The sequence below is a fragment of the Haladaptatus sp. DJG-WS-42 genome, from assembly GCF_037198285.1.
Lineage (GTDB): Archaea > Halobacteriota > Halobacteria > Halobacteriales > Halococcaceae > QDMS2.
In genome coordinates this window covers 1405351-1430154 of the sequence record NZ_CP147243.1, presented here as the reverse complement: position 1 = coordinate 1430154, position 24804 = coordinate 1405351, and the positions used below count along the sequence as shown (strand labels likewise).

The following is a 24804-nucleotide window of genomic DNA, read 5'->3' as shown; positions in this document are numbered from 1 at the left end:
ATGAATTGGAAGCCAGACTGGGGCCTGCGCGGGCGCATGGCGCTCACCATGTTCCTGCTGTTTGCCCTCTACATCGTCTTCATCGGCGTGTTGACGTTGTACTTTGACAGTCTCATTCTCATCGTCATGATGATGGGGATTTTCATGTTCGCCCAGTTCTTCTTCAGCGACAAGTTGGCGCTCTACACGATGGGCGCGAAGGTCGTCGATGAGAACGATGGGCCTCGGGCAGAGAAACTCCACCGAATGATTGGCCGGCTCTCACAGCAGGCCGACCTCCCGAAACCGAAAATCGCCATCGCAAACTCGCGCGTGCCAAACGCGTTTGCGACGGGGCGCTCACAGAAGAGCTCCGCCGTGGCGGTCACCACGGGCATCATGGACACGCTCGACGACGACGAGTTAGAGGGCGTCCTCGCCCACGAACTCGCGCACATCAAAAACCGCGACGTGATGGTCATGACCATCGCCTCGTTCCTCTCGACGATTGCGTTCCTCATCGTCCGCTGGGGCTGGCTGTTCGGTGGTGGCGGCCGCAACCGCGACGGCGGTGGCGCGCCGGTCATCGTGGCCATTCTCGTCTCGCTCGTCGTCTGGGTCGTGTCGTTCCTGCTCATCCGCGCGCTCTCGCGCTACCGCGAGTACGCAGCAGACCGCGGCGGCGCAATCATCACGGGCAAGCCCTCTGCGCTCGCCTCTGCGCTGATGAAGATTTCGAGCGGGATGGAGCGCGTCCCACAGAAAGACCTGCGCGAACAGGCTGAGATGAACGCGTTCTTCATCATCCCCATCAAGAGCGGCTTCATCGGGCGGATTGCGAGCACGCACCCGCCGATGGAAAAGCGCATCGAGAAACTCCGCGAACTCGAACGCGAGATGGAACTCGCATAGATGGGCTTTCTCGACACGCTCCGCGAAGTGCTCGGGATGCGCGCCGAAGCCGACTCGATGCGCGCCGCAGACCCGGACGACCTGTTCGGCATGAGTACGGCGTATCTCACGATGGAAGCAGACCTCGGCTTCGACCCCGCCGTGCAGGCTGCGCTCTGTTTTGCGGGCGTCGATAACACCGACTTCGCCGATACGGTGCGCGAGGTGGACGACATCCTCCACGCCGGAAAAGAAGAGACCGGGACGGACGTATCGTTCCAGAAAGACGACCACGGCTACGAGTGGGTGGTGCTCGAAGACGACGACCCAGAAGACCTCGTGACGAGCATCCACTTCGCCGCGGACACGTTCATCGAGCGCGACTACGGTTCGCGCCTGCTCGCCGCGCTGTTCGGCTTCGAGAAAGACGGCCAACCAGCCTATTGGATTTACTCGTTCCGGCGCGGAGCGTACTACCCGTTCGCGCCAAAAGGGAGCAGCGAACACGACTCGAGCGTCGAGTTTAAACTCGAAAGCGTCCTCGATGGCGAGCTCGAACTCGAACCCGAGAAAGAGTACTGGTATCCGCTCTGGCCGAGTACGCCGGGTCGCCACCCGTGGGAATAACGGCCTGAGTTTTCGTGGAAATAGTTTTGCGTGGGAGGCGAAACCACCAGTTCAACACCCGGCAGTTTCACTTTCACCTTCCTGTTAACGAGGCTTTATACCCCTGTGAGAAAAAGGACGGAGTATGGCAAAAGACGTCGATCTTGAGAGTCTCCCTGGTGTCGGTCCGGCAACCGCAGACAAACTTATCGAAGCCGGGTTCGACACGTTCCAATCCATCGCAGTCGCAAGTCCCGGCGAACTGTCGAACACCGCGGACATCGGCGAGTCAACCGCCGCAGACATCATCAACGCCGCGCGCAAAACCGCGGACATCGGCGGCTTCGAGACCGGCTCCTCGGTGCTCGAACGACGCCAGAAAATCGGCAAGCTGAGCTGGCTCGTCCCAGAGGTAGACGAACTCCTCGGTGGCGGTGTCGAGACACAATCCATCACCGAAGTGTACGGCGAGTTCGGTGCCGGGAAGTCCCAGATCACCCACCAGCTCTCGGTGAACGTCCAGCTTCCCCGCGAGTTCGGCGGTCTCGGTGGCAGCGCCATCTTCATTGACTCTGAGGACACCTTCCGCCCAGAGCGTATCGACGACATGGTCCGCGGCCTCGACGACGAAATCCTCGCCGCGGCCATGGAGAATCGTGAAATCGAGGGCACCCCCGGCGACGACGAAGCCATGGAGCTGCTCATCCAGGACTTCTTAGACCACATCCACGTCGCGAAGGCGTTCAACTCGAACCACCAGATGCTGCTCGCCCAGAAAGCAAAGGAGATCGCAGGCGACTCACAGGACACCGAGTGGCCGGTGCGCCTGCTCTGTGTGGACTCGCTTACCGCCCACTTCCGTGCTGAGTACGTTGGCCGTGGCCAACTCGCCCAGCGCCAGCAGAAACTCAACAAACACCTCCACGACCTGATGCGCGTTGGCGACCTCAACAACACCGCCGTGCTCGTGACCAATCAGGTCTCCTCGAACCCCGATTCGTTCTTCGGCGACCCAACCCAGCCAATCGGTGGGAACATCCTTGGCCACACCTCGACGTTCCGGATGTACCTGCGCAAGTCGAAGGGGACGAAGCGTATCGTCCGCCTCGTAGACGCCCCGAACCTCCCCGACGGCGAAGCGGTCATGCGCGTCGAAGGCGAAGGGCTGAAACCAGAATAAGCCGGCTCTATTTTTCTCGTTCGCGTCGCTCCCGTGAGTGAAAACTGAAAACAACTGCTTTCGGCGTGCGCGACTACTCTTCGGTGACGGTCTTATCGAGTTCTTTCTCGCCGAAGTAAATCTCCGCACCGTCTTGGGCGACTTTCTCTGCGAGCACGGCGCACTTTACGCGCATCGGGCTGATGTCAACGCCGAGCAGGTCGATCATGTCGTCGCGGTCTAAGGCTTCGAGTTCGTCTACGGTCATCCCCGGCAGTTTCTGTGAGAGGAGGCTGGCGCTTGCCTGACTGATGGCACAGCCGTCGCCAGTAAAGGCAACGCGGACGATCGTTTCCTCGTCCTCGTCTAAGACGACGTCCATACTAATCTCGTCACCACACAGCGGATTCTCGCCGACGTGGGTGAACGTCGGATTCTCCAAATTCCCGTAGTTACGCGGGTTTTTGTAGTGGTCGAGAATCTGCTGTCGGTACATGTCCGAACCCAGTCCCATATTGTCCTGAGTATGAGAGAGCGCCCTAAAAGGATTCCGCAGCCAAAAACGTGCGTGTAGAAACAGTCTGGAAAAATATATATAAATACATCAATAACCGATAGTGTGTGGAATAAAGTCTGAAAGCCCCAGATTCTACTTATCAAGAATGATAAATTAACAATAGCTTTATTATCTATTAGGTTCATTATTAGGTTGATACCAGAGATTCCGAGTTCTTGGGATGAGGTATCAACTGAGGGAAATTAGGGGGAATTGCAGCAAACTGCTGAGTCTGTCTCGGTTTCAGACCGAGTTCGCGTGGGGGGCGCGAAAAGGATCATACAGCAACAGGGGGGAGGTTCATGGGGGTGAACCGTTGTGGCTCGTTGGGGAACGATTTACCACACTGGCTCATGGGGATGGGAGCGGAAACAAGGAGGGGTGTCTGGGGTTTATCGTGCGCGTTTTTCAAAAGTTTGTAAGCCAGTAGAACCGATTAGATATCAGCAAAGAGTTCGCGAGCGGCGTCTACGGCGTCTACGAGCGCGTCGATTTCGTCGCGCGTGTTGTACAGATAGAACGACGCACGAGCCGACGCAGAGATGCCAAGTCGGTCGTGGAGCGGTTGCGTACAGTGGTCGCCCGCGCGGATGGCCACACCGTAGTCGTTGACGATACTGGAGAGGTCGTGGGCATGGACGCTGTCGAGCGTGAACGCCACGAGCCCAGAGCGGTCTTCGCCAAGACCCGGCCCGTAGGTGGTCACGTCATCGAACTCTGCAAAGCGCGAGAGCGCATACTCGGCAAGTTGGTGTTCGTGGGCCTGAATCTTGTCCATCCCGATGTCATCTAAGTAGTCACACGCCTCAGCGAAGGCGATGCCTTCCGCGATGAGTGGTGTCCCCGCCTCGTACTTCCACGGCAGGTCGTTCCACGTCGAATCCTCGTAGGTGACCTTCCGAATCATCTCGCCGCCGTAGAGGAACGGCTCCATGTCTTCGAGGATGGCTTTCTTGCCATAGAGGCCACCAACGCCCGTCGGCCCGCACATCTTGTGCGCCGAGAACGCGTAGAAGTCCACGTCTAAATCCTTCACGTCCACGCGGCGGTTCGGGACGGCCTGTGCGCCGTCTGCGAAGATGTAGGCGTCGTGGTTGTGAGCGAGTTTGGCGAGGTCGGAGATGGGGTTCACCGTCCCGAGGACGTTCGAGATGTGGACGGCGCTCACCATCTGGGTGTCGTCGTCTATGAGTTCTCGCGCGTGCTCCATGTCGAGTTTCCCGTCGTCGGTGACGTGGATATAGCGCACCTCCGCGCCCGTCCGCTTGCAAATCTGCTGCCACGTGACGAGCGAGGCGTGGTGTTCCATCTCCGTGAGCACGACGTTGTCGCCTTCACCGAGTTCGTTCAGCCCCCACGCGTAGGCGACGAGGTTGATGCTCTCGGTCGTGTTCTTCGTGAAAATCATCTCCTCGCGGCCGTCCGCGCCGACGAACTCCGCAACGCGGTCGTGGGCCTCCTCGTAGGCGATGGAGGCCTCCTGACTCAGATAGTGGATGCCCCGGTGGACGTTCGCGTTATACCCCCGGTAGTAGTCTCCGAAAATGTCGATGACGCGGTTTGGCGTCTGACTGGTCGCGGCGTTGTCGAGATACACCAACGGCGTGTCGTCCCCGACGGTCCGCGAAAGAATCGGGAAATCCTCCCGCAAACGCGCGACGTCGAGTGGTGCTGACTCTTGGGTTCCCATTGGCTGAGAGTTAGAAGCGGAGACTGAACTTTCCTTCGGTCGGCGGTTGCTTCGACGGCTGAAACGCGCGAAAACGCCGTGAGACGGCGGGAGAGTGGGGACAACGAAAACAGAGAGGGACCGTGAAATCGAGCGGTTAGCCGAGACGGAGAACCTGTGCGTGGCGGGTGTCGCCAATCGTGAGCACCGTGCTCTCATCGACGAAGCCGTGTTCGACCGCGAGCGCAATCGAGCGCGTGCCGACGATGTTTGCGACCGTTGCCCGGCGAAGGCTTGCGATGACTCCCGCTTCGGTCATCTCCTCGCCGCCGTAGAAGCTCTCGCTCACCGAGATGGTGACATCGCCCTCGGAGAACGTCTCGCCGAGGATGTCCGCATCGCAGATAGAGACGAGCAAGCCTTCCGGGGTTTCGCGCTCGTTTACAATCATTCGTCGACCAGTTTGCGTTCTGCCTCTTGGCGCAGCTCTTCTGCCTCTGTGGCGAACTGCTCTGCGAGGTCGTCTTCGCCGACTTTCTCGTGGGCGCGGGCTTTCTCTTCTAACAGGTCGATGCTCCGGAAGCCGAGGCGGACGGCGTTGTCAAAGCAGTTGAGCGCTTCGTCTGCGAGACCGCGTTCGAGGAGGAAGAAGCCGCGATTGTACCAGCCCTGTGGGAAGCGTGGGTCGATTTCGACGGCGCGTTCTGCGTGTTCGAGTGCCTGTTCTGGGCGGCCGAACTCCCAGAGCGCGTAGGCGAGGTTGGTCTCGGCGCTCGCGGCGTGTTCTGAGCGGTCGTCGAGCGAGAGGGCTTCCTGATACGCGCCGATTGCCTCGTCAAACTCTTCGAGTTCGGCGTGGGCGACGCCCTTGTTCACCCACGCTTCTTGGGCGGTGAGGTCGTCGTCTGCGAACTGTGCGGCCCGCCCGAAGGCGTCGGTCGCCTGTTCGTAGCGGTTGATCTGCATGTAGCCGAGGCCGACTTCGAGCAGTTGTGGCGCATCGACGTTGTCTGTCGCGAGCTGGCGCTGGTCGAGCAGGTCGGTGAGGACGCGCGCGTCAACCGGGTCAACCTTCGAAGGGTCAACTTTCAGTTCGGGTGGGTCGAGGTCAAACTCGTCGTACGGGTCCGAGAATCCCTGTCCCTCCGAGAACCGGTGGTGGTCGCGGTCGGGGTCGGTCATTGCCGGGCGTAGGCAATCACGCGCATTAAGGGCTACGCCACAGTGACCCGCAGAGTAATCGTCTCGACCGGCGAACGATTGGGTATGCGACTGTTCGTGAGCATCGACCTGGAAGGGCTCGAAGAGACGGTGGCCGCCGCCCAAGAACCGTTTTCGGCGGCGAGCGGCCTCGACCTCGTGGCCCCCGGACAGGCCCACATCACGCTGAAATTCCTCGGTGAGGTCAGCGAAGAGGGCGTTGGTGACATCGAAGCCGCCCTCGAAGACGCGGTGCGAACCGCGGCCATCCGCCCCTTCCGCGCCACGTTCGAGGGGCTTGGCGCGTTTCCGAGCGCAGAGTACATCCGCGTCGTGTGGCTCGGCGTGGGTGAGGGTGCAGAAGAACTCACGCGACTCTACGAAGCAATCGAGCGCCGCCTCATCGAAGAGGGATTCGAACCAGAGAGCCACGAATTTACGCCGCACGTCACCCTCGGGCGAATGCGCCACGGCGGCGGCAAAGAGACGGTACAGCGCGCACTCGAAGCCGACGTTCACGCCGGGTCGATGCAGGTGACCGAGGTGCGACTCAAAGAGAGTCTGCTTGCGGACGACGGCCCGATATACGTCACGCGCTCGCGCGTCGAACTGATTTAGGCCAGCCAAAACTCTTCAACTGTGTGATAATTCTTAAGCCCGCGCCAGCACAAGGAGGCGTATGGGTTTCTTCGAGAATCTCGCCTTGGTGTTCGTCGCGGGATTCATCACCGCGCTGGCGACGGGCATCGGTGCGTTGCCGTTTTTTCTGGTCGACCGCGTGAGCGACCGATGGAACGTCGCGCTGTGGGGGCTTGCGTCGGGTATCATGATATCTGCGTCGCTGTTCGGGCTCATCGGCGAGGGGCTTGCGAACGGGACACCGATGGAACTCGGGATTGGACTGCTCGCGGGCGTCGTGCTCGTCATCGTGAGCCACCGCATCATCTCGGGAGTCGAAGTCTCGCCAAAGCGCTATGAGCAGGCTGACTTTCGCAAACTGCTGTTGATTCTCGGGATTCTCACCGTCCACTCGTTTCCAGAAGGCGTGGCCATCGGTGTCTCGTTCGCCGATTTGAATTTAGACGGTGGCTTCTCTCTCCTCGGATTCAGCGTGCCGCTGCTCGCCATCTTCATGACCGTCGCCATCTCGATTCACAACATCCCCGAGGGCGTCGCCATCTCCATCCCGCTCCAGTCGATGGGCGTCTCGAAGTGGCGGATGGTCTGGTGGGCCGTGTTTTCGAGCCTTCCCCAGCCGATTGGTGCGGTGCTCGCCTTCTACTTCGTCCGCATCGCCCGCGAGTTCCTTCCCTTCGGCTTTGGCTTCGCGGCAGGGGCGATGATTTACCTCGTCTTCTCTGAGTTCATCCCCGAGGCGCTCGAACTGGGCAAGGCAGTGCCCGGCGGTGGGCGGACTGAGCTCGTCTCCGGGCTCGTGATTGGCGTGCTCATCATGGTTCCCCTCGCGTTCATCTGAACCAGTGAGGGTGGTCAGAGTCAAAGGAACAAGAATTTAAGCCATCAAGGGGTACGCCCGTGTACTATGGGCAAGAAGTCGAAGGCCAAGAAAAAGCGCCTGGCCAAACTCACTCGCCAGAACACGCGCGTTCCCGCGTGGGTCATGATGAAGACGGACATGGAAGTCCGACAGAACTACAAGCGCCGCAGCTGGCGGCGAAGCGACACTGACGAATAATCATGAGCGCAAGCGATTTCGAGGAGCGCATCATCACGGTGCCGCTTCGTGACGTGACGGCAGTAGCAAAGCACCAGCGAGCAAACCGCGCGATGAAAATCATCCGCGAACACCTCGCGAAGAACTTCAAAGTCGACGCAGAAGACGTCCGCCTCGACCCAGCTATCAACGAGGCCATCTGGTCTCAGGGTCAGAAGCGTCCGCCGCGCAAACTCCGCGTTCGCGCAGCACGCTTCGAAGAGGACGGCGCTCGCATCGTCGAAGCCGAACCGGCAGAGTAACGCTGTGCTTCGTGCGGCATTCTCTGGTTCCGCGTACGTCGGTATCTTTGCGCGGGCCACTGACGATTGCGTAGTCGTTCGCCCCGACGTCGATGACGCCCTCGTCTCCGACATCGCAGACGAACTCGGCGTCGAAATAGTGCAAACGACGGTCGGCGGGTCGGGCGCGCTCGGCGCACTCGTCACCGGAAACGAAAACGGCCTGCTCGTTTCGAGCCGCATCAGTGAGTACGAATACGAGCGTCTCGCAGACAGCGTCTCCGTCCCGGTGTACGAACTGCCCGGGCGCATCAACGCCGCTGGAAACGTGATTCTCGCAAACGACACCGGTGCGTACGTCCACCCCGACCTCAGCGATGAGGCGGTCGAAGCGGTACGCGACGGCCTCTCTGTGCCCGTCGAACGCGGCGACCTCGCAGGCGTCAGAACCGTTGGCGCGGCGGCGGTTGCCACCAACAACGGCGTCCTCTGTCACCCGAAAGCGACCGATCAGGAACTCGACGCAATCGAAGCCCTGCTCGGCGTCCCCGCCGACATCGGCACCATCAACTACGGTGCCCCGCTCGTTGGCTCCGGACTCATCGCAAACGACACCGGCTACGTCGCCGGAAAAGATACGACCGGCCCCGAACTCGGCCGTATCGAAGACGCCCTTGGCTACATCGCGTAACTGCCTGCCCGCTGGGCGGGAGCCACTTTTCTTGGCACCCCACTGCAGTCGAGGCGACATTCGCTCGTGAAGAGAAGGGAAGATACTTCCCGCTCGCTCTCCGAAAGTTGTTCCATGAGTCAATTCACCGTGACTGGTCAGTTCAAGACGAGCCGTGGCTGGGAGTCGTACACCAAGACAATCGACGCGCCAAACGAGAACGTTGCCCAAGAGCGCATTTTCACGCAGTTCGGCTCGAAACACGGTCTCGACCGAACGAAAATCACCATTGATTCCGTCGAAGCGGCAGAGGAGGTCGCAGCATGAGCGCCCAACAGCAGATGCAGCAGCTCTCCCAGCAGCTTCAAGCGCTGGACGAAGAGCGCCAAGAAGTCGAAGCCGAAATCGAACAGAAGCGCGAAGCAAAACAGTCGATGGACGAGGCAATCGAAGCCCTCGAACTCTTAGAATCCGGCTCGACGGTGCAGGTGCCACTCGGCGGCGGCGCGCACCTCCGCGCAGAGATTCAGGACATCGACGAAGTCGTCGTCACCCTCGGCGGTGGCTACGCCGCAGAGCGCGAGCAGGAAGACGCAGTCGAGACGCTGAAGCACAAGAAGGAGACGGTTGACGAAGAAATCAGCGAGCTGCAGGACGAAGTCGCAGAAATCGAAGAGCAGTCTTCGCAGTTAGAGCAGCAGGCCCAGCAGATGCAACAACAGCAGATGCAACAGCAGATGCAGCAGATGCAACAGCAGGGCGAAGGCGACGAAGAATAAGGCAGGATGTTCGATGGACTAAAAGAGAAGCTTTCGAGCTTCCGAAAGGACGTCGAGGAGTCGGCCGAAGTCGAAGCAGACGCCGACGACTCGCCAGCAGCCGATACGGACGCAGTCGAGGAGCAGGCGGCGCAGGACGCCGCCGCGTCCGAACCGGAATCTGTCGAACCAGACGCGACGCCGGAGCCAGAACCGGAGTCTGAGCCGGAAACGGACACAGAGCCGGAGCCAGCGGAGGCTGAACCGGAAGCGGAGTCCGAGCCAGCGCAAGCCGCCGAATCCGAGCGAGAGACGGCAGTCGAACCGGACGGCGAGGCCGATGAAGCCGAGGAAACGAACGGTCGAAGCCTCGGCGAGCGCGCGAAGCTGTTCGCCACCGGTCGAGTCGTCATCGACGAAGAGGATTTAGAAGACCCGCTCTGGAATCTGGAGATGGCGCTCATCCAAAGCGACGTGGAGATGAACGTCGCAGAGGAGATTTTAGACCGCATCCGTGAGAAACTCGTCGGCGAGACGCGCGTCCGCGGGCAATCGACGGGCGACATCGTCGAAGAAGCCCTGCACGACGCACTCTACGACGTGATTAGCGTCGGGCAGTTTGACTTCAACCAGCGAGTTCGGGAGGCGGACAAGCCCGTCGTCATCATCTTCACCGGTGTAAACGGCGTCGGGAAGACGACCTCCATCGCCAAGCTCTCGAAGTACTTCGAGAAGCAGGGCCTCTCGACGGTCCTCGCGAACGGCGACACGTATCGGGCGGGTGCAAACGAGCAGCTCGCAGAGCACGCGCGCCTCCTCGAGAAGAAAATCATCACCCACGACCAGGGCAGCGACCCGACGGCCGTCATCTACGACGCCGTCGAGTACGCGAAGGCAAACGACATCGACGTCGTGCTCGGTGACACCGCCGGTCGATTGCACACGAACAACGACCTGATGGCGCAACTCGAAAAAATCGACCGCGTCGTCGGGCCGGACATGACTATCTTCGTGGACGAAGCAGTGGCCGGACAAGACGCCGTCGAGCGCGCCCGGACGTTCAACAACGCCGCGGCCATCGACGGCGCAATCTTGACGAAAGCCGACGCCGACTCGAACGGCGGCGCGGCCATCTCCATCGCACACGTCACGGGCAAGCCAATTCTTTTCCTCGGCGTCGGGCAGGGGTACGACGATATCGAGCGGTTCGACCCCGAACAGATGCTCGAGCGCCTCCTTGGCGCATAATCTCGGGGCCACCGCCCGAGAAAAAGCCTTTATCACTTCGACCGCCTAGGCTCGCGTAACATGGTACTTGACAATCTCGGGAGTTCCCTTCGGGGCACCCTCGACAAACTCCGCGGTAAATCTCGTCTCAGCAAGGAGGATGTCGAGGAGATCGTCAAGGAGATTCAGCGTTCTCTCCTGCAGGCCGACGTCGATGTCGGCCTCGTGATGGAACTCTCCGACAACATCAAACAACGCGCACTGGAGGAAGAACCGCCGGGAGGCACCTCCGCGCGCGACCACGTCCTGCGAATCGTCTACGAAGAACTCGTAGACCTCGTCGGCGAGAGCACGGAACTCCCGCTCGAAAAACAGACCATCATGCTCGCGGGGCTGCAGGGGTCGGGGAAGACGACCTCCGCCGCGAAGATGGCGTGGTGGTTCTCGAAGAAAGGCCTGCGCCCCGCGGTCATCCAGACCGACACCTTCCGGCCGGGTGCCTACGACCAGGCCAAAGAGATGTGCCGCCGGGCGGAAGTCGATTTCTACGGCGACCCTGACGAAGAAGACCCTGTCAAAATCGCCCGCGAGGGCCTCGAGGCGACGAGCGACGCCGACGTGCAAATCGTGGACACGGCCGGTCGCCACGCCTTAGAGGACGACCTCATCGCAGAAATTGAGGAGATTCGTGCGGCTGTGAACCCGGACCGCTCGCTGCTCGTGCTTGACGCGGCCATCGGGCAGGGCGCAAAAGAGCAGGCCCAGCAGTTCGACGAGTCGGTTGGAATAAACGGCGTCATCATCTCGAAACTCGACGGGACGGCGAAAGGTGGGGGTGCGCTCACCGCGGTCAAGGAGACGAACTCCTCGATTGCCTTCCTCGGGATGGGGGAGACGGTCCAAGACATCGAACGCTTCGAGCCGAGTGGCTTCATCTCTCGGCTGCTCGGGATGGGCGACCTGAAGCAACTCACCGAGCGCGTCGAGCGCGCGATGGCGGAAACCCAGGACGAAGACGACGACTGGGACCCGGAGGACATGCTGAAAGGCAAGTTCACCCTGCGCGACATGCGCCGCCAGATGCAGGCGATGAACAAGATGGGGCCGTTAGACCAAGTGCTCGACATGATTCCCGGCCTCGGTGGCGGGCTGAAAGACCAGCTCCCTGACGACGCGATGGACGTGACCAAAGACCGGATGCGCGTCTTCGAGTTTATCATGGATTCGATGACCGAAAACGAGTTGGAGAACCCCCGTTCTATCAGCGCGAGCCAGGTCAAACGCATTGCTCGTGGCTCTGGCACCTCAGAGGAGAAGGTGCGTGAACTGCTCCAACAACACAAGATGATGGAGCAGACGCTCAAGCAGTTCGGTGGCATGGGCGACGGCGACATGCAGCGGATGATGAAGCGGATGGAGAAACAGGGCGGTGGCGGCATGGGCGGGCTTGGCGGCATGGGGCCGTTCTGAGTCGCCGTAAACTGGTTTTTTATCCCTGCGGGCGCACAGTCAGACCATGAGTGCCCGCGACATCGCACTAGAGGCGTACCGGGAAGCCCTCCCGGCGCTCACTGCGAGTGTTGCGGGCGGCCTGTTCGCCGGGGTTGTCTTGAGCGGGATGCGCGCCGAACTGCAGGATGTCGCCGGTCTTCTCGTGTTGATTCCCGCCCTCCTCGCCACCCGCGGGAACGTCTACGGCTCGCTCGGGGCGCGCCTCGCAACCGGCCTCCATCAAGGGCTTGTCGAACCCCACGTCTTCAACGGCGACCGCAGACTCCAGTCGGCAGTGGCGGCAGCGATGGCCAACGGTATTTTAGCCAGTCTGTTCGCGGCGTCGCTCACGTTTTTCGTCCTCGGCGGGTTATCGAGACCGGTCGCACCGCTCGGAACGTTACTCGCAATTGCGCTCATCGCGGGCCTACTCTCTGGAATTGCGCTCTCGGGGGTTGTCGTGACCGTCGTCTTCGCGGGATACCGTCGCGGGCACAATCCAGACACGCTCGTTGGCCCCGTCGTGACGACGACCGGTGACGTGTTCGGTCTCGCCTTTCTGTTGCTCGCCGTGCGAACCGTCCTCGCGCTGGGGGGTGGGTAGATGCCCACCGAGTGGACCGTCAAGGCGATTACTCGTGCGATGCTCCCCGTCTTACTCCCGCTCACCCTCGTTGAAATCGGCAGTGGGCTGGTCCTCGGAACGTTCGAGACCACGCTGCTTCGGTATCCCACACTGCTCGTGCTCGTCCCCGTCACCATCGGCACCGCCGGGAATCTTGGAAGTATCCTCGCCGCGCGACTCTCGACGGCATTTCACCTCGGACTGCTCTCCTTTGGTTGGGCGGACGAAACCCTCCTCGGGAACGCGCTTGCGACAATCGGCCTCGCGCTCACCGTCTTCCCCGTGGTTGGCGTCGGTGCGTGGGTGCTCGCGTGGCTGACTGTCGGCACTGACCTCCCGATGGTGACGGTGTTGCTCGTCTCAGTGACGAGCGGGGCGACCCTCGCGGTGGTGGCCGTCGTCATCACCTTCATCGCGACGTACGCAGCCTACCGCTTCGAACTGGACCCCGACGACGTGGTGATTCCCGTCGTCACGAACGCCTCTGACGTGCTTGGGGTCATCATCCTGTTTCTCGTCGTCCGCATTTTTATCTGAACCGACGAACATTTGCCCCGCTCGTCCCGAAGGACACACGTGCAGTTCGGTGACCTCCTCTGGACCGTCGGCCCGCGCGTGGCGAAGATTTCGGTATTTATCGCCATCGGCGTCTTCCTCGCAAACCTCGCCGTTGCCTTTGGCGCGGTCAGAAAAATTGCTGCGCTCTCGCGGCCGCTCACCCAGCCCGCGAACCTGCCCGAGGAAGTCGGCACCGCGATTCTGACGACGACCGCCTCGACCACCGCCGGGTACGGGATGCTCGCAGAGTTCCGCGAATCGGGCATGCTCGACGACCGGGCAACTCTCGTTGCGGTCACCATCAACACGTTCTTCGGCTTTGCCCAGCACATCTTCACCTTCTACGCGCCCGTCCTCATCCCAATTCTCGGCCTCCGGGTTGGCCTCATGTACGTCGGCGCGCGGGCACTCATCGCCCTCGCCATCACCCTCGTCGGAATCGGCGCGGGTGCACTCCTGCTCTCCGAGCGCAACGTAAACCACGCGGCGCGACCCGATACCATCGAGACACCGGACGTCGAAACGCAGTCAGTCCCGGAGAAACTCACAGACGCAGCCACGAACACGGCCAAGAAACTCCGCGACATCGTCCCGCGCCTCGCCATCATCTACACGCTGGTCGTGTTCCTCACCACGCGTTACGACGTTGCCGCAGCCACGGCCTTTGCAGACCCGCTCGTCGAAGCCGTGGGGCTTCCCGGCGCGGCGGTGCCGGTTATCGCCGTGCTCACCCTCGATACGACCAACGGCGCGCTTGTGCTCGCCCCACTCATCGAAAACGGGACGTTCACCGCGCGGGCGGCCGTGGCGACGATGCTCGTCGGGAGCATCATCTCGTTTGCCGTCACCACGTTCAAACGCTCGATTCCGTTCCAGTACGGCATCTGGGGCGCAGAGTTCGGGTCGAAAGTCATCGCCGTGAACACGGGGCTGAAGCTCATCTTCATCTCGCTCACCGTGGTGATTCTGCTCGCGCCCATCTGGTAAGCCGACTTACGACGTGTCAGAAGACGAGTCGTCGTCGACAATCGCACGCAACACCCCAATAAAATCAGAATCAGATGAGAGCCCATCGAACGACGTGTCGAGGTTCGCTCGCGCGCGTTCGATTCGGGCGACGAGGTCGTTGTACTCCTCGTTCGATTCGAGTACGCGACGGGTGAACTCGGCTTCGAGCGCGGCTTTGCGAGCGACGAGCGAGAAATACTGTTGTAAGTCGCCTGCGACCGCACCGCGAGCGAGCAGGCGTTCGACGGTGTCACGCAGTTGGTCGCGTGTGGGCGGTTTCGTGACGTATTCGTCAAAGCCCATTTCGATGATGTCGAAATCGGGGTCTACGGCTGTCACCATCGCCACTCGGCAATCGATATCTCTCGAACGGATTTCTTCGAGCACCGCATCGCCGGACATCTCCGGCATCATCCGGTCTAAGAGGACGACATCGACCGAATCGTCGAGTTTCGAGAGTGCCTCGCTCCCGGACGTTGCAAGGACGACGGTGTAGTCAGCTGCCAGCCACCGCTCGTAGGTCTCGGCCACGTCTAACTCATCTTCGACGATGAGCACGGTTGGCTGCGCAGCAGTAACCATGATACTCACAGTGTACGGATGCATACCCCTTGATACTTTGTCTCGAAATATCCGAAGCAAACAATTCGATAACGAGCCGCCATTAGGCAAGCGGAAGTTCAATCACGAACACGGCTCCGTCAGAGTCGTTGTCCTCAACCGAGATGGAACCACCGTACTCTGTGACCATCGAATCGACGAAAAAGAGGCCAAAGCCAGAGCCAGTCGATTTGGCGTGGCCCGTCTCATCGCGCCGGAAGATACGCTCTTTGCGGTCGTCTGGAATCCCACAGCCGTTGTCGGCGATGCGAACCGTGGCGCGGTTTTCGGACACCGCTGCAGTCACCGAAATACGGAGTCCGTCTTCGTCGTTGTGGTTTATTGCATTCGTGAGAACATTGCCGAACACCTCCCCGAGCAGTTCGTTTGCGAAAACCATGATATCATCGGGGATGATGGTCTCGAACTCGACTTCGGGGTAGGTGTCTTGGATTCGGTTGACCTCATCTCTGAGCACCAACGAGAGGGACGTGTCTTCGAGGTTCGGGTCTGTATTACCGCTTAGCGTATCGAGGATGGTTCGCACCCGACGGACGATGCCGATGATGTTGTTACTCCAATTGATAATCGTCTCCGCGTCTTTTGACTGGTCGGCGTCGAGGTCTTCTACGAGGAACTCGGCGCGCGACCGTATCACCGTCATCCCGTTTAATACGTCGTGACGGAGAATCGAGTTGAAAAACTCCATCTGCTCTGTCTGGCGCTGTAAGTCCTTTTCGCGCGCCGCCCGTTCGAGTGCGGTCCGCGTATTTTCGACGAGTAGCTGTGCGAGTACCATGTCTGTTTCATCGAACTGATGGGCGGTTGAACTACCGCTGACCAACACACCGAACTCACCGAGCGGAACGATTAACTCACCACCAACTGTGTCCGCGTCCGCAAATCCGCGCTCGACATCGTCAGCAATCTGAATCTCACCGCTCTCGTAGGCCTCCCACACGGCACCGCTTTCGGGGGTGAACGTCGGCAAATCGTCGGCCGAAACGTCAGCGGTAGTCGCCCACGCAACTGGCTTCAGGGATTCGTCATCGCTTTGCAACCAGATGCCGGGGCGTGAGAGGTTGAAGTCGTTCTGTGCAGTGAGAACCGCAAGCTGTGCAATCTCTTCGTGGGTAAGTTCTTGCATCATCGCCTGCGTCGCTTCGTTGAGCGCGCTGATTCCACGCTCACGTTTGTGCCGCTCGGTCACGTCCATTGCAACGGCGATGACGCTCGTGATTTCACCAGATTCCTCTACAGGTTGGCCCCATACCTGATATGTTCGGCCCCACATATCGAGTATCACATCGACGAACGCACCGTCGAAGCTGCGTTCGATCGCGTCGGTAATCTCGCGTTCCGTGCCAAACAGGTCTACAACAGTCGAGCCGACATGCTGGTTTTGCTCACGTGAAACCTGTTCTAAGCCCTTGCCGACCTCCAGGGTAATCGTGCGGTCAGCAGAGACGACGAACAGAATGATTGGCATATTTTCGAGAATCGTCCGCAGCCGCAACTCGCGAGTGATGAGTTGCTGTTCGAACTCAACCCGCTCTGAGATGTCGCGAACGACGTAGATGTAACCACCCTGTGGCCGCGATGAGAAGGTGATTTCCTGTGGGTACGTTTCCCCGTCCCACCGCAGGCCAGTGAGTTCGCCCCGCCAACTTCCCGTCTCTGAGAGCGCGGGCAAAACCTCGTCTTCGATGCGGACGGCTTCTGCATCCTCGTAGCACATGTGAAACGTCCGTCCGATGAACACCTCGGGGTCGTCGTAGCCGTACACTTCCGCGTGGGCTTGGTTTACCTGTTCGTACTCGCCCGCCTCGGTGAGGATGGCTATGCCGTCTCTCGATGCACCAACCGCTTGCCTCGTCTGTTCGGCCGCGCGGTGTTCTATTCGTCTGTGCGCATCGTACACCCCAATCAACAACCCAACCAACCCCCCCACCGTCATGCTGCCTACAACCACGAACTGCCAGTGATGAAACGCCATCCCACGAATGAACTGGTGGCCGATAACCTAACCAACTACCAGCGACATCCCAAGGAGACCGATGACGAACCAGGTGGTGATTCTGCGTAGTTCGGCGGTTTCAATCTCGCTTCGGTACAGCCCGTAGCTGGCGGCGATGAGGATGAGCGCCATGGTCAGCGGCAACACCGCCTGAACAACTTTACCGAGAAGCGACTGCATCTGAGCGGTGTGCCAGAGTTCAAAGCCCGCTAAAATAGTGCCAACAGCAGCGATGAGGCCGATACTCCCCGTTCGGACGGCGCGTTCGCTCAGGTTTGAAGCGCGCTCGGCGGTCATACCATACCGCCTCTTCGGACAACGGACACCCTTACCGAAGCACGGGCAGATAAAAGCAAAGACGCAGACATTGTCACGTATGCTATCCAGTTTCAAGTAGATAAAGTATGGGTAACAAACAGGTTCTGGGCGAGAATCTGCATGCGCCAAAACAGTTCAAACAAGAGATAGAGAGTGTATAACGTGCTACTACGGAAGTCTTAACGGACTTATCTCCAACCCAGAACGCATGCGACAGGCCGAGGAGAACGCCGGTAGGCGCTGTCGCTCACGAATTTGTTCGCAACAGAAAGCCAAGGGCCGGATTTGAACCGGTGAGACTCACTTCGCTCGTCTCAGGGTTCGAAATCGACCAGATGTCTCTCAGACCTCGTAGCACTCGGTCAGAAGAGCCAAGGGCCGGATTTGAACCGGCGATGGGCGGCTCTGCAGGCCGCTGCGTTTGGCCGGACTCTGCCACCTTGGCGCATCACATGGTAGAGGGGTGAGTCGCTTAAGCGTAGCGGTCTGTGACGAATCACCAGACGTGAGCGTTGTCACTCGCCGTCTGTAAATGAAAAAAGCCCAGAGCTCTCGCTCTAGGCTTGATGAATGAAGTATGAATGGAGGCGGCGAACCACTGGTGGCAGACCGTTATAACGGACTGTTCTCCAATTCCACCGGGACAAACCCTGCGTGTACTATGGATGGCAGTCCTGGGACTGTACCTTGTCACCCTTGCGGGTCAGCTCTCCCAGAGACTCTCGTACTCCAGTACTCACTGGAACGCAGGCAGGCTTATCTTCCGTGTTCGGGATGGGTACGGGAGTGACCCTGCCGCTCTGGCCGCCTTAACGCCGATCTGTGGAATCGAACCACTGGCACCGTGTGTGGTGAACACCAGTTATCGGTGGTATGTGCTGTAATGTACGTGCAATCCAGTTTACGCCTGGACTCGTTCCGAAGTCCATCCGTAATGCGGTATGATTAAGTGGCGACCTGTTAGTGCTCGCGGGCTAAACGCCTCGTTGCCTCAGCGCGTACACCCCGAGTCTATCGAACTCGTCTTCTACGAGTGGTCTTAATAGTGCTTCTTTTCCAGGTGGGTTTCGAGCTTAGATGCATTCAGCTCTTACCCCTTGTTGCGTAGCTGCCCGGCACGTGCCCTTTCGGACAACCGGTACACCAGTGGCAACCATTCGTAGTTCCTCTCGTACTATACGAACGTTCCCGTCAAGCACCTTGCACCCCCAATAGATAGCAGCCGACCTGTCTCACGACGGTCTAAACCCAGCTCACGACCTCCTTTAATAGGCGAACAACCTCACCCTTGCCCGCTGCTGCACGGGCAGGATGGAGGGAACCGACATCGAGGTAGCAAGCCACCGGGTCGATATGTGCTCTTGCCGGTGACGACTCTGTTATCCCTAGGGTAGCTTTTCTGTCATCAATTGCCCGCATCGAGCGGGACTAATTGGTTCGCTAGACCACGCTTTCGCGTCAGCGTTCCTCGTTGGGAAGAACACTGTCAGACGACCTTATGCTCTTGCACTCTTCCTCGGGTCTCCGACCCGAGTGAGGTCATCTTAGGGCGCGCTCGATATCTTTTCAAGCGCGTACCGCCCCAGTCAAACTGCCCGGCTACCGGTGTCCTCCTCCCGGAGTGAGGGTCACAGTCACTAACGGGTAGTATTTCAGTGATGTCTCGGTGATCCGCTAGCGCGGATACCTGTGTAACGACTCCTACCTATCCTGCACATTAGCGACCATGTCCCAGCGACAGCCTGCAGTAAAGCTCCATAGGGTCTTCGCTTCCCCTTGGGGGTCTCCAGACTCCGCACTGGAATGTACAGTTCACCGGGCCCAACGTTGGGACAGTGGCGCTCTGGTTGATCCATTCATGCAAGCCGCTACTTAAGCGGCAAGGTACTACGCTACCTTAAGAGGGTCATAGTTACCCCCGCCGTTGACGGGTCCTTCGTCCTATTGTACTAGGTGTTCAGATACCCGCACTGGGCAGGATTCAGTGACCGTACGAGTCTTTTCAGATTTGCGGTCACCTATGTTGTTATTAGACAGTCCGAGCGCCCGAGTCACTGCGACCTGCCCCATTCCGGGGCAGGCATCCCTTATCGCGAACTTACGGGACTAATTTGCCGAATTCCCTAACGTCGGTTATTCCCGACAGGCCTTAGCTTTCTCCGCTATGGACACCTGTGTCGGTTCTCGGTACGATCATCATAATTGCCTTTTCACGGGCTCCAGGTTGGGTCGAGTTTCCCTATCCTGCCGTTCATCCGCTTCGTGCCATTACGGCTTCCACGGATTTGGACAGTTCGACCGGGCGAATGCCCGGCTCGACCGACCCCGAAGCGTCGGCTTTTAGTTTATGATGGCGCTGGAATATTAACCAGCTTCCCTTTTGTCTTACTCGAATTGCGGTAAGACTTAGGATCGGCTAACCCTCAGCTGACGAACATTGCTGAGGAACCCTTATCCATTCGGCCGTCGAGATTCTCACCCGACTATCGCTGCTACTATGGCCAGGATTTTCGTTACTGCTCGGTCCACACGAATTCTCACCCGTGCTTCCACCCAAACAGAATGCCAACCTACTGAATCACGATGTTACTCGTGCCGTCAGGTCTCGGTGGTAGACTTGAGCCCCGATCATTTTCGGCGCCTCGAACCTCGGCCGGTAAGCTGTTACGCTATTCTTAGAGGGTAGCTGCTTCTAAGCTCACCTCCCGGCTGTTTAGGGCTCGAGACCACCTTTAAATCGCACTTAGTCTACACTTGGGGACCTTAACCCGACTCTGGGTTGTCTCCCTCACGGTACACAGGCTTACCCCGCGCACCGGACTCCCAGCTTCGACAGCGTCTGTAGGTTCGGAGTTTGACAGGGGAGTCGACTCCTCTCGGAGGCGAGCTCCCCAATCGGTCGCTCTACCCCACAGACTACCTCAGCTGAGGTCATGCTTCGACATGTTTCGGTTGGAACCAGCTGTTTCCGAGTTCGATGGGCCTTTCACCCCTACACACAGATCACGGGAGGGTATTGTAGGACACCACCCCTAGCAGGCTTCCACATGGCTTTCGCCATGCTTCACCTTGCCCATGTGTAGATCACTCGGTTTCGGGTCGTGCCCGTTTGGCTCCCCGCACTTGAATACGGCGGCCCTCACGCAAAGCGCTGCGGCCATGTTGGTTTCCCTATGCCTTCCTCGATACTCGAGTTAGACTCGCCAAACAAGCACACTCCCTGGCTCGTTTTTCAAAACGCACGACGGAACACCGGCTCTCTGAGATTCATACTTAAGGTTCGCACCTTGTTCTTTTTTCTCAGAGCCTTTTATGCCCCGTCGCTCCATCACTGACTGATTTCAAGACCTATTGCACCTTCCTTCTCGGAGTGCTTTTCAGCGTTCGCTCACGCTACTTGTTTACTATCGGTCTCAAGTTGTATTTAGTCTTGGCAGTAGATGCCTGCCTTATTGGCGAGGGATTTCCAACCCCCGCTACTCAGGTACTGGTGCACAGCGTACTGCTTTGTGTTACGGGGTTTTCACCCTGTGTCACGCTCTGTTCCAAGAGACTTCACACAAAATTTCTGCTGATGAGTACCAGCCCATACACCACATTGCCCGAAGGCTTCGGTTTGGACTGTGTCGCCTTCACTCGCCGTTACTAACGACATCCCGATTTGGTTTCTTTTCCTGCTCCTACTAAGATGTTTCAATTCGGAGCGTTCCCCATTGCGCGAAGCAATTGTAAAGGGATTCCCATTAGGAAATCTGTAGTTCTTAGCCTCCGTGCGGCTCCCTACAGCTTTTCGCAGCTTGGCACGTCCTTCGTCGGCACTTGAGCCGAGCTATCCACCAGCCAGTATAGTTTCCACGATTGTTTGTTCCGGTTGTGACTCGGAACGCGTCCAGTGGACGTCTGGATTGCACGTACACACAGCGTCATCACGCACACATCGGGTAAGATGATGCGTTCAACCCTTCCCACTCGCGCTTACACGGAGTGGTGCATCGGTTCTTGCAGGTATTCAATCAAAGCGCCGTCCCACACTTAAGGGGCACGGTTCGTGATTGAACACGTTTGCATGGACCCACAGGGATTCGAACCCTGGGCATCCTCCTTGCAAAGGAGGCACTCTACCACTGAGCTATGGGCCCGCCTTCCAACTGGAAGGCAGCTGTCAGCCTTGATAGTTCTAAGGTGCCCGACCGGTGAAACGCGGTCGAACTGTGAAACCAGTTAAGGTGGGTCGGGCCGAAGCCCGATCCCGGTCTTTAGGAGGTGATCCAGCCGCAGATTCCCCTACGGCTACCTTGTTACGACTTAAGCCCCCTTGCGAAGCCCAGATTCGACCACCGTTACGGTGGCCTCATCCGGACCTCACTCGGGTGCTTTGACGGGCGGTGTGTGCAAGGAGCAGGGACGTATTCACCGCGCCCTTCTGAGACGCGATTACTACCGAATCCAGCTTCATGAGGGCGAGTTTCAGCCCTCAATCCGAACTACGATTGAGTTTAGGAGATTAGCGTCCTCTTTCGAGGTTGCAACCCATTGTCTCAACCATTGTAGCCCGCGTGTAGCCCAGCACATTCGGGGCATGCTGACCTACCGTTGCCCGTTCCTTCCTCCGCTTTGGCAGCGGCAGTCCACCTAATGTACCCAACCACCTCAGGGGTGTTGCTGGCAATTAGGCGTGCGGGTCTCGCTCGTTGCCTGACTTAACAGGACGCCTCACGGTACGAGCTGACGGCGGCCATGCACCTCCTCTCAGTAAGTCAAGTAAGCTCATCACACTGACTTTCACTCCTACTGTCGATGCTGGTGAGATGTCCGGCGTTGAGTCCAATTAAACCGCAGGCTCCTCCGGTTGTAGTGCTCCCCCGCCAATTCCTTTAAGTTTCATCCTTGCGGACGTACTTCCCAGGCGGCTCGCTTCACGGCTTCCCTACGGCACAACACTGGCTCGTAGCCAGTGTCACACCTAGCGAGCATCGTTTACAGCTAGGACTACCCGGGTATCTAATCCGGTTCGAGACCCTAGCTTTCGTCCCTCACTGTCGGATCCGTTCTTCTGGAGTGCTTTCGCCATCGGTGGTCCGTCTAGGATTACAGGATTTCACTCCTACCCCGGACGTACCCTCCAGACCTCCCGGTCCCAAGCCGCACGGTTTCCGTTGGACGCCTGCTCGTTAAGCGAGCAGATTTCCCAACGGACCTGTGCGGCCAGCTACGGACGCTTTAGGCCCAATAATAGCGGTCATCACTTGAGCTGCCGGTATTACCGCGGCGGCTGGCACCGGTCTTGCCCAGCCCTTATTCTTGTACCTCCTTACGGTACAGAAAAGCGAGGACTGTATGCCCTCGCACTTGGGGTTCCCTTATCGCACTGTCGTGCAGTGTAAAGTTTTCGCGCCTGCTGCGCCCCGTAGGGCCCGGAATCTTGTCTCAGATTCCGTCTCCGAGCTCTTGCTCTCACAACTCGTACCGATTATCGGCACGGTGGGCCGTTACCCCACCGTCTACCTAATCGGCCGCAGTCACATCCTATGGCGCCGGAGCATTTCAAGGTCTAAGCATTCCAGCAGAAGACCCTTATTTGACATTATCCTCAGTTTCCCGAGGTTATTTCAATCCATAGGGTAGTTTGACCACGTGTTACGGAGCTTTCCGCCACGAATCTAAATTCGTGCAACTAGCATGGCTAAATCGAACCCCAATAGCAATGACCTCCGGCAGGATCAACCGGAATGTTCCCCTGGTAAACCAGGGGGGTGTGGCGGGAGCTGTGTATGAAACACAGCTACCATATCGCTAAATCGCTATTGGTATCACAAGTTCGACGACACACGATTACCGATCGGGTGTCACCGAACTATCAAGGCTAACATCAGATCCCATCTTTACGGCGGACCGCAGGGGTGGAATCCTCATTTCCTTCGGACCTGAACATACTCCGGGATGGGTCATAAACCCATCGAACGGGGCGTGTCGGCCCATGAGTGGGGACGGGATTCAACCGTCGCCCAGTCACGCTTGCTTTCTGTCTGCATTCATTCGGAATGTCCTTACCCACTTAAGGGCGTCGGATTCCGATTCGAAGTTGGGTGTCGGAGGGTGGCTCCGACCTCCCGCGCTTCACATTACATCCGAGCGCCCTTACACACTTAAGGGCATCGGAATCAGGTGGACGCCGGGTATCGATTTCCGGGCGTCCCGCGCTTATTAATCCCGAATGCCCTTACACACTTAAGGGCTACGGATGCAATCCGGTGCAACGAGGCCAGGTCGGGCGTCCGACCCTCCTGCGCTGCTTCACATTATTCCGGATGGGGGGGTTACACTTAAGGCCGTCGAACGAAGGGCGCTTCGTCATGCGGTTTCATGGGTACTGACGACACGACCCGCGAGAGGAGAGCCACACAGTTCCCACGGTACACAGTGGTTCAGAACAAACAGCGCGGCAGCTCGTCACACAGACTGCTCGATGAATGGTGTCGCGCGGATGGAGGCCGACCGATCATCCCTCGCCTGTCGCGTCAGGTCTGGTCGGGTGTTGGCCGCGCAGACGAATCTACGAGTAGGAGTGGTATAGGAGACACGGTCTCGCGAGGAGCACCCTGTCCGAGCGCGATACGCGAGCGTGCGGAAAGAGTAAGTATGGCCGAAAAATGCGATGAATGCGAGCTTAGATCTCTTCTAAGTGTTCGATACCCTTCTTCGAGACGTTGGCCTCGGTGATGACGGAGGGCATCCAGTTTGGCTTATCATCGGGCGCTTCTTCCTTCCAGGCCCAGCCATCGTAGATGTGGACTTTCGTCGTCCCTTTCTCGCGCAGGCGAAGCTCGGTGCGCTTTGCCGCACTCTCACTTTTCGCTGGTTTCAGCCGACGGGCCGCCTTGAGAGCTGCCTGTCGTGGGGTTCGTCCTGAGAAGACGCTCGATTCCTTACCGCTCTTGTCGCGCAGGGCAAAGTTGCGCTTTGAATCCTCACTACGTGCCATGGTTTTGGCTCCATGTCAAACGAGCACATGCCACCTAATAAAGATATCCCCAAAATCGGGGTACTCCGACGCCATCTTTATATACGTGATTCAGGGAAATTGGCTGATTCGAGCGAAAATCGGGGACTCGACTGGTATATGCAACCCTTGCACGCACCCCTCATTTTAAATATGATGACGCCTCGAACGCCCTGACGCTTCAATACAGGCCGACTCACGGTAGACTTAAGTATCCACTACAGCGAACCTGCGAATAAGATACCGCGATGGTACGGAAAAAGAAGCTCAGTCCGAGTGGGGCAAAAGACGAAAATGGGGACTACCACAACGTGCACCTGAACCTGCACGAAGACGAGCTGAAAGTTGCAGGGATGGATATCGGCGACGAAGTGTTCGTCCGCGTACGCGAGGGGAAGATCATCATCCAGAAAGCAGACCAGGACAAGGTCGAACACGAGTTCTAAGCGACTCCGCTCCCTTCCAAATTCACACCGGAGAGTCACAACCCTGTCGCGCCACCGGCAGGAGGGCTAA

The 24804-nt window shown here is 58.7% G+C and carries 24 protein-coding genes, 2 tRNA genes and 3 rRNA genes; 16 read left to right on the top strand and 13 right to left on the bottom strand.

The window, feature by feature from the left end; all coding sequences use genetic code 11:
• The 3 genes from htpX (at position 1) to radA (ending at position 2656) form a co-directional block, all read left to right on the top strand.
• Positions 1 to 891, top strand: coding sequence for a zinc metalloprotease HtpX (gene htpX / locus V5N47_RS07870; protein WP_338726680.1), 891 nt, complete (start codon positions 1 to 3; stop codon positions 889 to 891).
• Positions 892 to 1497, top strand: coding sequence for a hypothetical protein (locus V5N47_RS07865; protein ID WP_338726679.1), 606 nt, complete (start codon positions 892 to 894; stop codon positions 1495 to 1497).
• Positions 1498 to 1621: 124 nt separating this feature from the next.
• On the top strand, positions 1622 to 2656 hold the full coding sequence (gene radA, locus V5N47_RS07860; protein ID WP_338726678.1) for a DNA repair and recombination protein RadA: 1035 nt from the start codon (positions 1622 to 1624) through the stop codon (positions 2654 to 2656).
• Positions 2657 to 2729: 73 nt separating this feature from the next.
• Here the strand turns inward: radA and V5N47_RS07855 are convergent, their stop codons facing one another.
• From V5N47_RS07855 to V5N47_RS07840, 4 genes are all read right to left on the bottom strand, one after another.
• On the bottom strand, positions 2730 to 3149 hold the full coding sequence (locus V5N47_RS07855; protein WP_338726677.1) for an iron-sulfur cluster assembly scaffold protein: 420 nt from the start codon (positions 3147 to 3149) through the stop codon (positions 2730 to 2732).
• A 478-nt stretch (positions 3150 to 3627) separates the two neighbouring features.
• A complete protein-coding gene (locus V5N47_RS07850; RefSeq protein WP_338726676.1) occupies positions 3628 to 4881 on the bottom strand; it encodes a cysteine desulfurase in 1254 nt (417 codons plus the stop codon).
• Positions 4882 to 5017: 136 nt separating this feature from the next.
• Positions 5018 to 5311, bottom strand: a complete 294-nt coding sequence (locus V5N47_RS07845) for a DUF424 domain-containing protein (RefSeq protein ID WP_338726675.1) — start codon at positions 5309 to 5311, stop codon at positions 5018 to 5020.
• Positions 5308 to 6042, bottom strand: a complete 735-nt coding sequence (locus V5N47_RS07840; protein ID WP_338726673.1) for a tetratricopeptide repeat protein — start codon at positions 6040 to 6042, stop codon at positions 5308 to 5310. The genes V5N47_RS07845 and V5N47_RS07840 overlap by 4 nt, the downstream gene beginning before the upstream one ends.
• Positions 6043 to 6126: 84 nt before the next feature.
• Between V5N47_RS07840 and thpR the strand changes: the two genes are divergently transcribed.
• The 12 genes from thpR (at position 6127) to V5N47_RS07780 (ending at position 14332) form a co-directional block, all read left to right on the top strand.
• Positions 6127 to 6678, top strand: a complete 552-nt coding sequence (gene thpR, locus V5N47_RS07835; protein ID WP_338726671.1) for an RNA 2',3'-cyclic phosphodiesterase — start codon at positions 6127 to 6129, stop codon at positions 6676 to 6678.
• A gap of 61 nt (positions 6679 to 6739) precedes the next feature.
• Positions 6740 to 7537, top strand: a complete 798-nt coding sequence (locus V5N47_RS07830) for a ZIP family metal transporter (protein WP_338726669.1) — start codon at positions 6740 to 6742, stop codon at positions 7535 to 7537.
• 66 nt (positions 7538 to 7603) lie between these two features.
• The gene (locus V5N47_RS07825; RefSeq protein WP_276245889.1) at positions 7604 to 7756 is read left to right on the top strand and encodes a 50S ribosomal protein L39e; all 153 of its coding nucleotides are present in this window, start codon (positions 7604 to 7606) and stop codon (positions 7754 to 7756) included.
• 2 nt (positions 7757 to 7758) lie between these two features.
• Positions 7759 to 8037: a 50S ribosomal protein L31e gene (locus V5N47_RS07820; RefSeq protein ID WP_338726668.1), complete on the top strand. Its 279-nt coding sequence runs from the start codon at positions 7759 to 7761 to the stop codon at positions 8035 to 8037.
• A 4-nt stretch (positions 8038 to 8041) separates the two neighbouring features.
• Complete coding sequence (locus V5N47_RS07815; protein WP_338726667.1) at positions 8042 to 8707, top strand: translation initiation factor IF-6; 666 nt, start codon at positions 8042 to 8044, stop codon at positions 8705 to 8707.
• Between the two features lie 114 nt (positions 8708 to 8821).
• Positions 8822 to 9013 (top strand): 50S ribosomal protein L18Ae, encoded by a 192-nt coding sequence (gene rpl18a, locus V5N47_RS07810; RefSeq protein WP_338726666.1) that lies wholly within the window; start codon positions 8822 to 8824, stop codon positions 9011 to 9013.
• Complete coding sequence (gene pfdA, locus V5N47_RS07805; protein WP_338726664.1) at positions 9010 to 9465, top strand: prefoldin subunit alpha; 456 nt, start codon at positions 9010 to 9012, stop codon at positions 9463 to 9465. Before rpl18a ends, pfdA begins: the two co-directional genes overlap by 4 nt.
• A gap of 6 nt (positions 9466 to 9471) precedes the next feature.
• Entirely contained in the window at positions 9472 to 10692 is a 1221-nt protein-coding gene (ftsY, locus tag V5N47_RS07800; RefSeq protein ID WP_338726662.1) for a signal recognition particle-docking protein FtsY, read from the top strand.
• 60 nt (positions 10693 to 10752) lie between these two features.
• Complete coding sequence (locus tag V5N47_RS07795; protein WP_338726661.1) at positions 10753 to 12141, top strand: signal recognition particle protein Srp54; 1389 nt, start codon at positions 10753 to 10755, stop codon at positions 12139 to 12141.
• Between the two features lie 46 nt (positions 12142 to 12187).
• The gene (locus V5N47_RS07790; protein WP_338726659.1) at positions 12188 to 12766 is read left to right on the top strand and encodes a magnesium transporter; all 579 of its coding nucleotides are present in this window, start codon (positions 12188 to 12190) and stop codon (positions 12764 to 12766) included.
• Positions 12767 to 13324 (top strand): magnesium transporter, encoded by a 558-nt coding sequence (locus tag V5N47_RS07785; protein WP_338726657.1) that lies wholly within the window; start codon positions 12767 to 12769, stop codon positions 13322 to 13324. It begins immediately after the preceding gene.
• A gap of 39 nt (positions 13325 to 13363) precedes the next feature.
• Complete coding sequence (locus V5N47_RS07780; protein WP_338726656.1) at positions 13364 to 14332, top strand: nucleoside recognition protein; 969 nt, start codon at positions 13364 to 13366, stop codon at positions 14330 to 14332.
• 6 nt (positions 14333 to 14338) lie between these two features.
• Here the strand turns inward: V5N47_RS07780 and V5N47_RS07775 are convergent, their stop codons facing one another.
• The 9 genes from V5N47_RS07775 to V5N47_RS07735 all read right to left on the bottom strand — a co-directional run bounded on the left by V5N47_RS07775 (position 14339) and on the right by V5N47_RS07735 (position 24270).
• A complete protein-coding gene (locus tag V5N47_RS07775) occupies positions 14339 to 14935 on the bottom strand; it encodes a response regulator (RefSeq protein ID WP_338726654.1) in 597 nt (198 codons plus the stop codon).
• A gap of 82 nt (positions 14936 to 15017) precedes the next feature.
• Complete coding sequence (locus V5N47_RS07770) at positions 15018 to 16910, bottom strand: ATP-binding protein (RefSeq protein WP_338726653.1); 1893 nt, start codon at positions 16908 to 16910, stop codon at positions 15018 to 15020.
• Positions 16911 to 16976: 66 nt separating this feature from the next.
• On the bottom strand, positions 16977 to 17267 hold the full coding sequence (locus V5N47_RS07765; RefSeq protein WP_338726652.1) for a hypothetical protein: 291 nt from the start codon (positions 17265 to 17267) through the stop codon (positions 16977 to 16979).
• Positions 17268 to 17657: 390 nt separating this feature from the next.
• Positions 17658 to 17733: transfer RNA gene (locus tag V5N47_RS07760), tRNA-Cys, on the bottom strand.
• A 248-nt stretch (positions 17734 to 17981) separates the two neighbouring features.
• Positions 17982 to 18100 (bottom strand): 5S ribosomal RNA (rrf, locus tag V5N47_RS07755).
• A 132-nt stretch (positions 18101 to 18232) separates the two neighbouring features.
• Positions 18233 to 21149: ribosomal RNA gene (locus V5N47_RS07750) — 23S ribosomal RNA — on the bottom strand.
• A gap of 206 nt (positions 21150 to 21355) precedes the next feature.
• Positions 21356 to 21427: transfer RNA gene (locus V5N47_RS07745), tRNA-Ala, on the bottom strand.
• A gap of 119 nt (positions 21428 to 21546) precedes the next feature.
• Positions 21547 to 23019 (bottom strand): 16S ribosomal RNA (locus tag V5N47_RS07740).
• Together the 16S, 23S and 5S rRNA genes with 2 tRNA genes alongside form the textbook arrangement of a ribosomal RNA operon.
• Positions 23020 to 23955: 936 nt before the next feature.
• Complete coding sequence (locus tag V5N47_RS07735; protein WP_338726651.1) at positions 23956 to 24270, bottom strand: non-histone chromosomal MC1 family protein; 315 nt, start codon at positions 24268 to 24270, stop codon at positions 23956 to 23958.
• A gap of 266 nt (positions 24271 to 24536) precedes the next feature.
• Between V5N47_RS07735 and V5N47_RS07730 the strand changes: the two genes are divergently transcribed.
• Positions 24537 to 24734 carry a hypothetical protein gene (locus V5N47_RS07730; RefSeq protein ID WP_338726650.1) on the top strand — a complete coding sequence of 66 codons (198 nt, stop codon included), beginning with the start codon at positions 24537 to 24539 and terminating at the stop codon, positions 24732 to 24734.
• Positions 24735 to 24804: the final 70 nt, after the last annotated feature.

What these genes read in the sequence shown, in the direction of transcription:
- htpX (WP_338726680.1), top strand. Translation starts at nt 1, where the DNA reads ATGAATTGGAAGCCAGACTGGGGCCTGCGCGGGCGCATGGCGCTCACC.
- V5N47_RS07865 (WP_338726679.1), top strand. Translation starts at nt 892, where the DNA reads ATGGGCTTTCTCGACACGCTCCGCGAAGTGCTCGGGATGCGCGCCGAA.
- radA (WP_338726678.1), top strand. Translation starts at nt 1,622, where the DNA reads ATGGCAAAAGACGTCGATCTTGAGAGTCTCCCTGGTGTCGGTCCGGCA.
- V5N47_RS07855 (WP_338726677.1), bottom strand. Translation starts at nt 3,149, where the DNA reads ATGGGACTGGGTTCGGACATGTACCGACAGCAGATTCTCGACCACTAC.
- V5N47_RS07850 (WP_338726676.1), bottom strand. Translation starts at nt 4,881, where the DNA reads ATGGGAACCCAAGAGTCAGCACCACTCGACGTCGCGCGTTTGCGGGAG.
- V5N47_RS07845 (WP_338726675.1), bottom strand. Translation starts at nt 5,311, where the DNA reads ATGATTGTAAACGAGCGCGAAACCCCGGAAGGCTTGCTCGTCTCTATC.
- V5N47_RS07840 (WP_338726673.1), bottom strand. Translation starts at nt 6,042, where the DNA reads ATGACCGACCCCGACCGCGACCACCACCGGTTCTCGGAGGGACAGGGA.
- thpR (WP_338726671.1), top strand. Translation starts at nt 6,127, where the DNA reads ATGCGACTGTTCGTGAGCATCGACCTGGAAGGGCTCGAAGAGACGGTG.
- V5N47_RS07830 (WP_338726669.1), top strand. Translation starts at nt 6,740, where the DNA reads ATGGGTTTCTTCGAGAATCTCGCCTTGGTGTTCGTCGCGGGATTCATC.
- V5N47_RS07825 (WP_276245889.1), top strand. Translation starts at nt 7,604, where the DNA reads ATGGGCAAGAAGTCGAAGGCCAAGAAAAAGCGCCTGGCCAAACTCACT.
- V5N47_RS07820 (WP_338726668.1), top strand. Translation starts at nt 7,759, where the DNA reads ATGAGCGCAAGCGATTTCGAGGAGCGCATCATCACGGTGCCGCTTCGT.
- rpl18a (WP_338726666.1), top strand. Translation starts at nt 8,822, where the DNA reads ATGAGTCAATTCACCGTGACTGGTCAGTTCAAGACGAGCCGTGGCTGG.
- pfdA (WP_338726664.1), top strand. Translation starts at nt 9,010, where the DNA reads ATGAGCGCCCAACAGCAGATGCAGCAGCTCTCCCAGCAGCTTCAAGCG.
- ftsY (WP_338726662.1), top strand. Translation starts at nt 9,472, where the DNA reads ATGTTCGATGGACTAAAAGAGAAGCTTTCGAGCTTCCGAAAGGACGTC.
- V5N47_RS07795 (WP_338726661.1), top strand. Translation starts at nt 10,753, where the DNA reads ATGGTACTTGACAATCTCGGGAGTTCCCTTCGGGGCACCCTCGACAAA.
- V5N47_RS07790 (WP_338726659.1), top strand. Translation starts at nt 12,188, where the DNA reads ATGAGTGCCCGCGACATCGCACTAGAGGCGTACCGGGAAGCCCTCCCG.
- V5N47_RS07785 (WP_338726657.1), top strand. Translation starts at nt 12,767, where the DNA reads ATGCCCACCGAGTGGACCGTCAAGGCGATTACTCGTGCGATGCTCCCC.
- V5N47_RS07775 (WP_338726654.1), bottom strand. Translation starts at nt 14,935, where the DNA reads ATGGTTACTGCTGCGCAGCCAACCGTGCTCATCGTCGAAGATGAGTTA.
- V5N47_RS07770 (WP_338726653.1), bottom strand. Translation starts at nt 16,910, where the DNA reads ATGACGGTGGGGGGGTTGGTTGGGTTGTTGATTGGGGTGTACGATGCG.
- V5N47_RS07765 (WP_338726652.1), bottom strand. Translation starts at nt 17,267, where the DNA reads ATGACCGCCGAGCGCGCTTCAAACCTGAGCGAACGCGCCGTCCGAACG.
- V5N47_RS07735 (WP_338726651.1), bottom strand. Translation starts at nt 24,270, where the DNA reads ATGGCACGTAGTGAGGATTCAAAGCGCAACTTTGCCCTGCGCGACAAG.
- V5N47_RS07730 (WP_338726650.1), top strand. Translation starts at nt 24,537, where the DNA reads ATGGTACGGAAAAAGAAGCTCAGTCCGAGTGGGGCAAAAGACGAAAAT.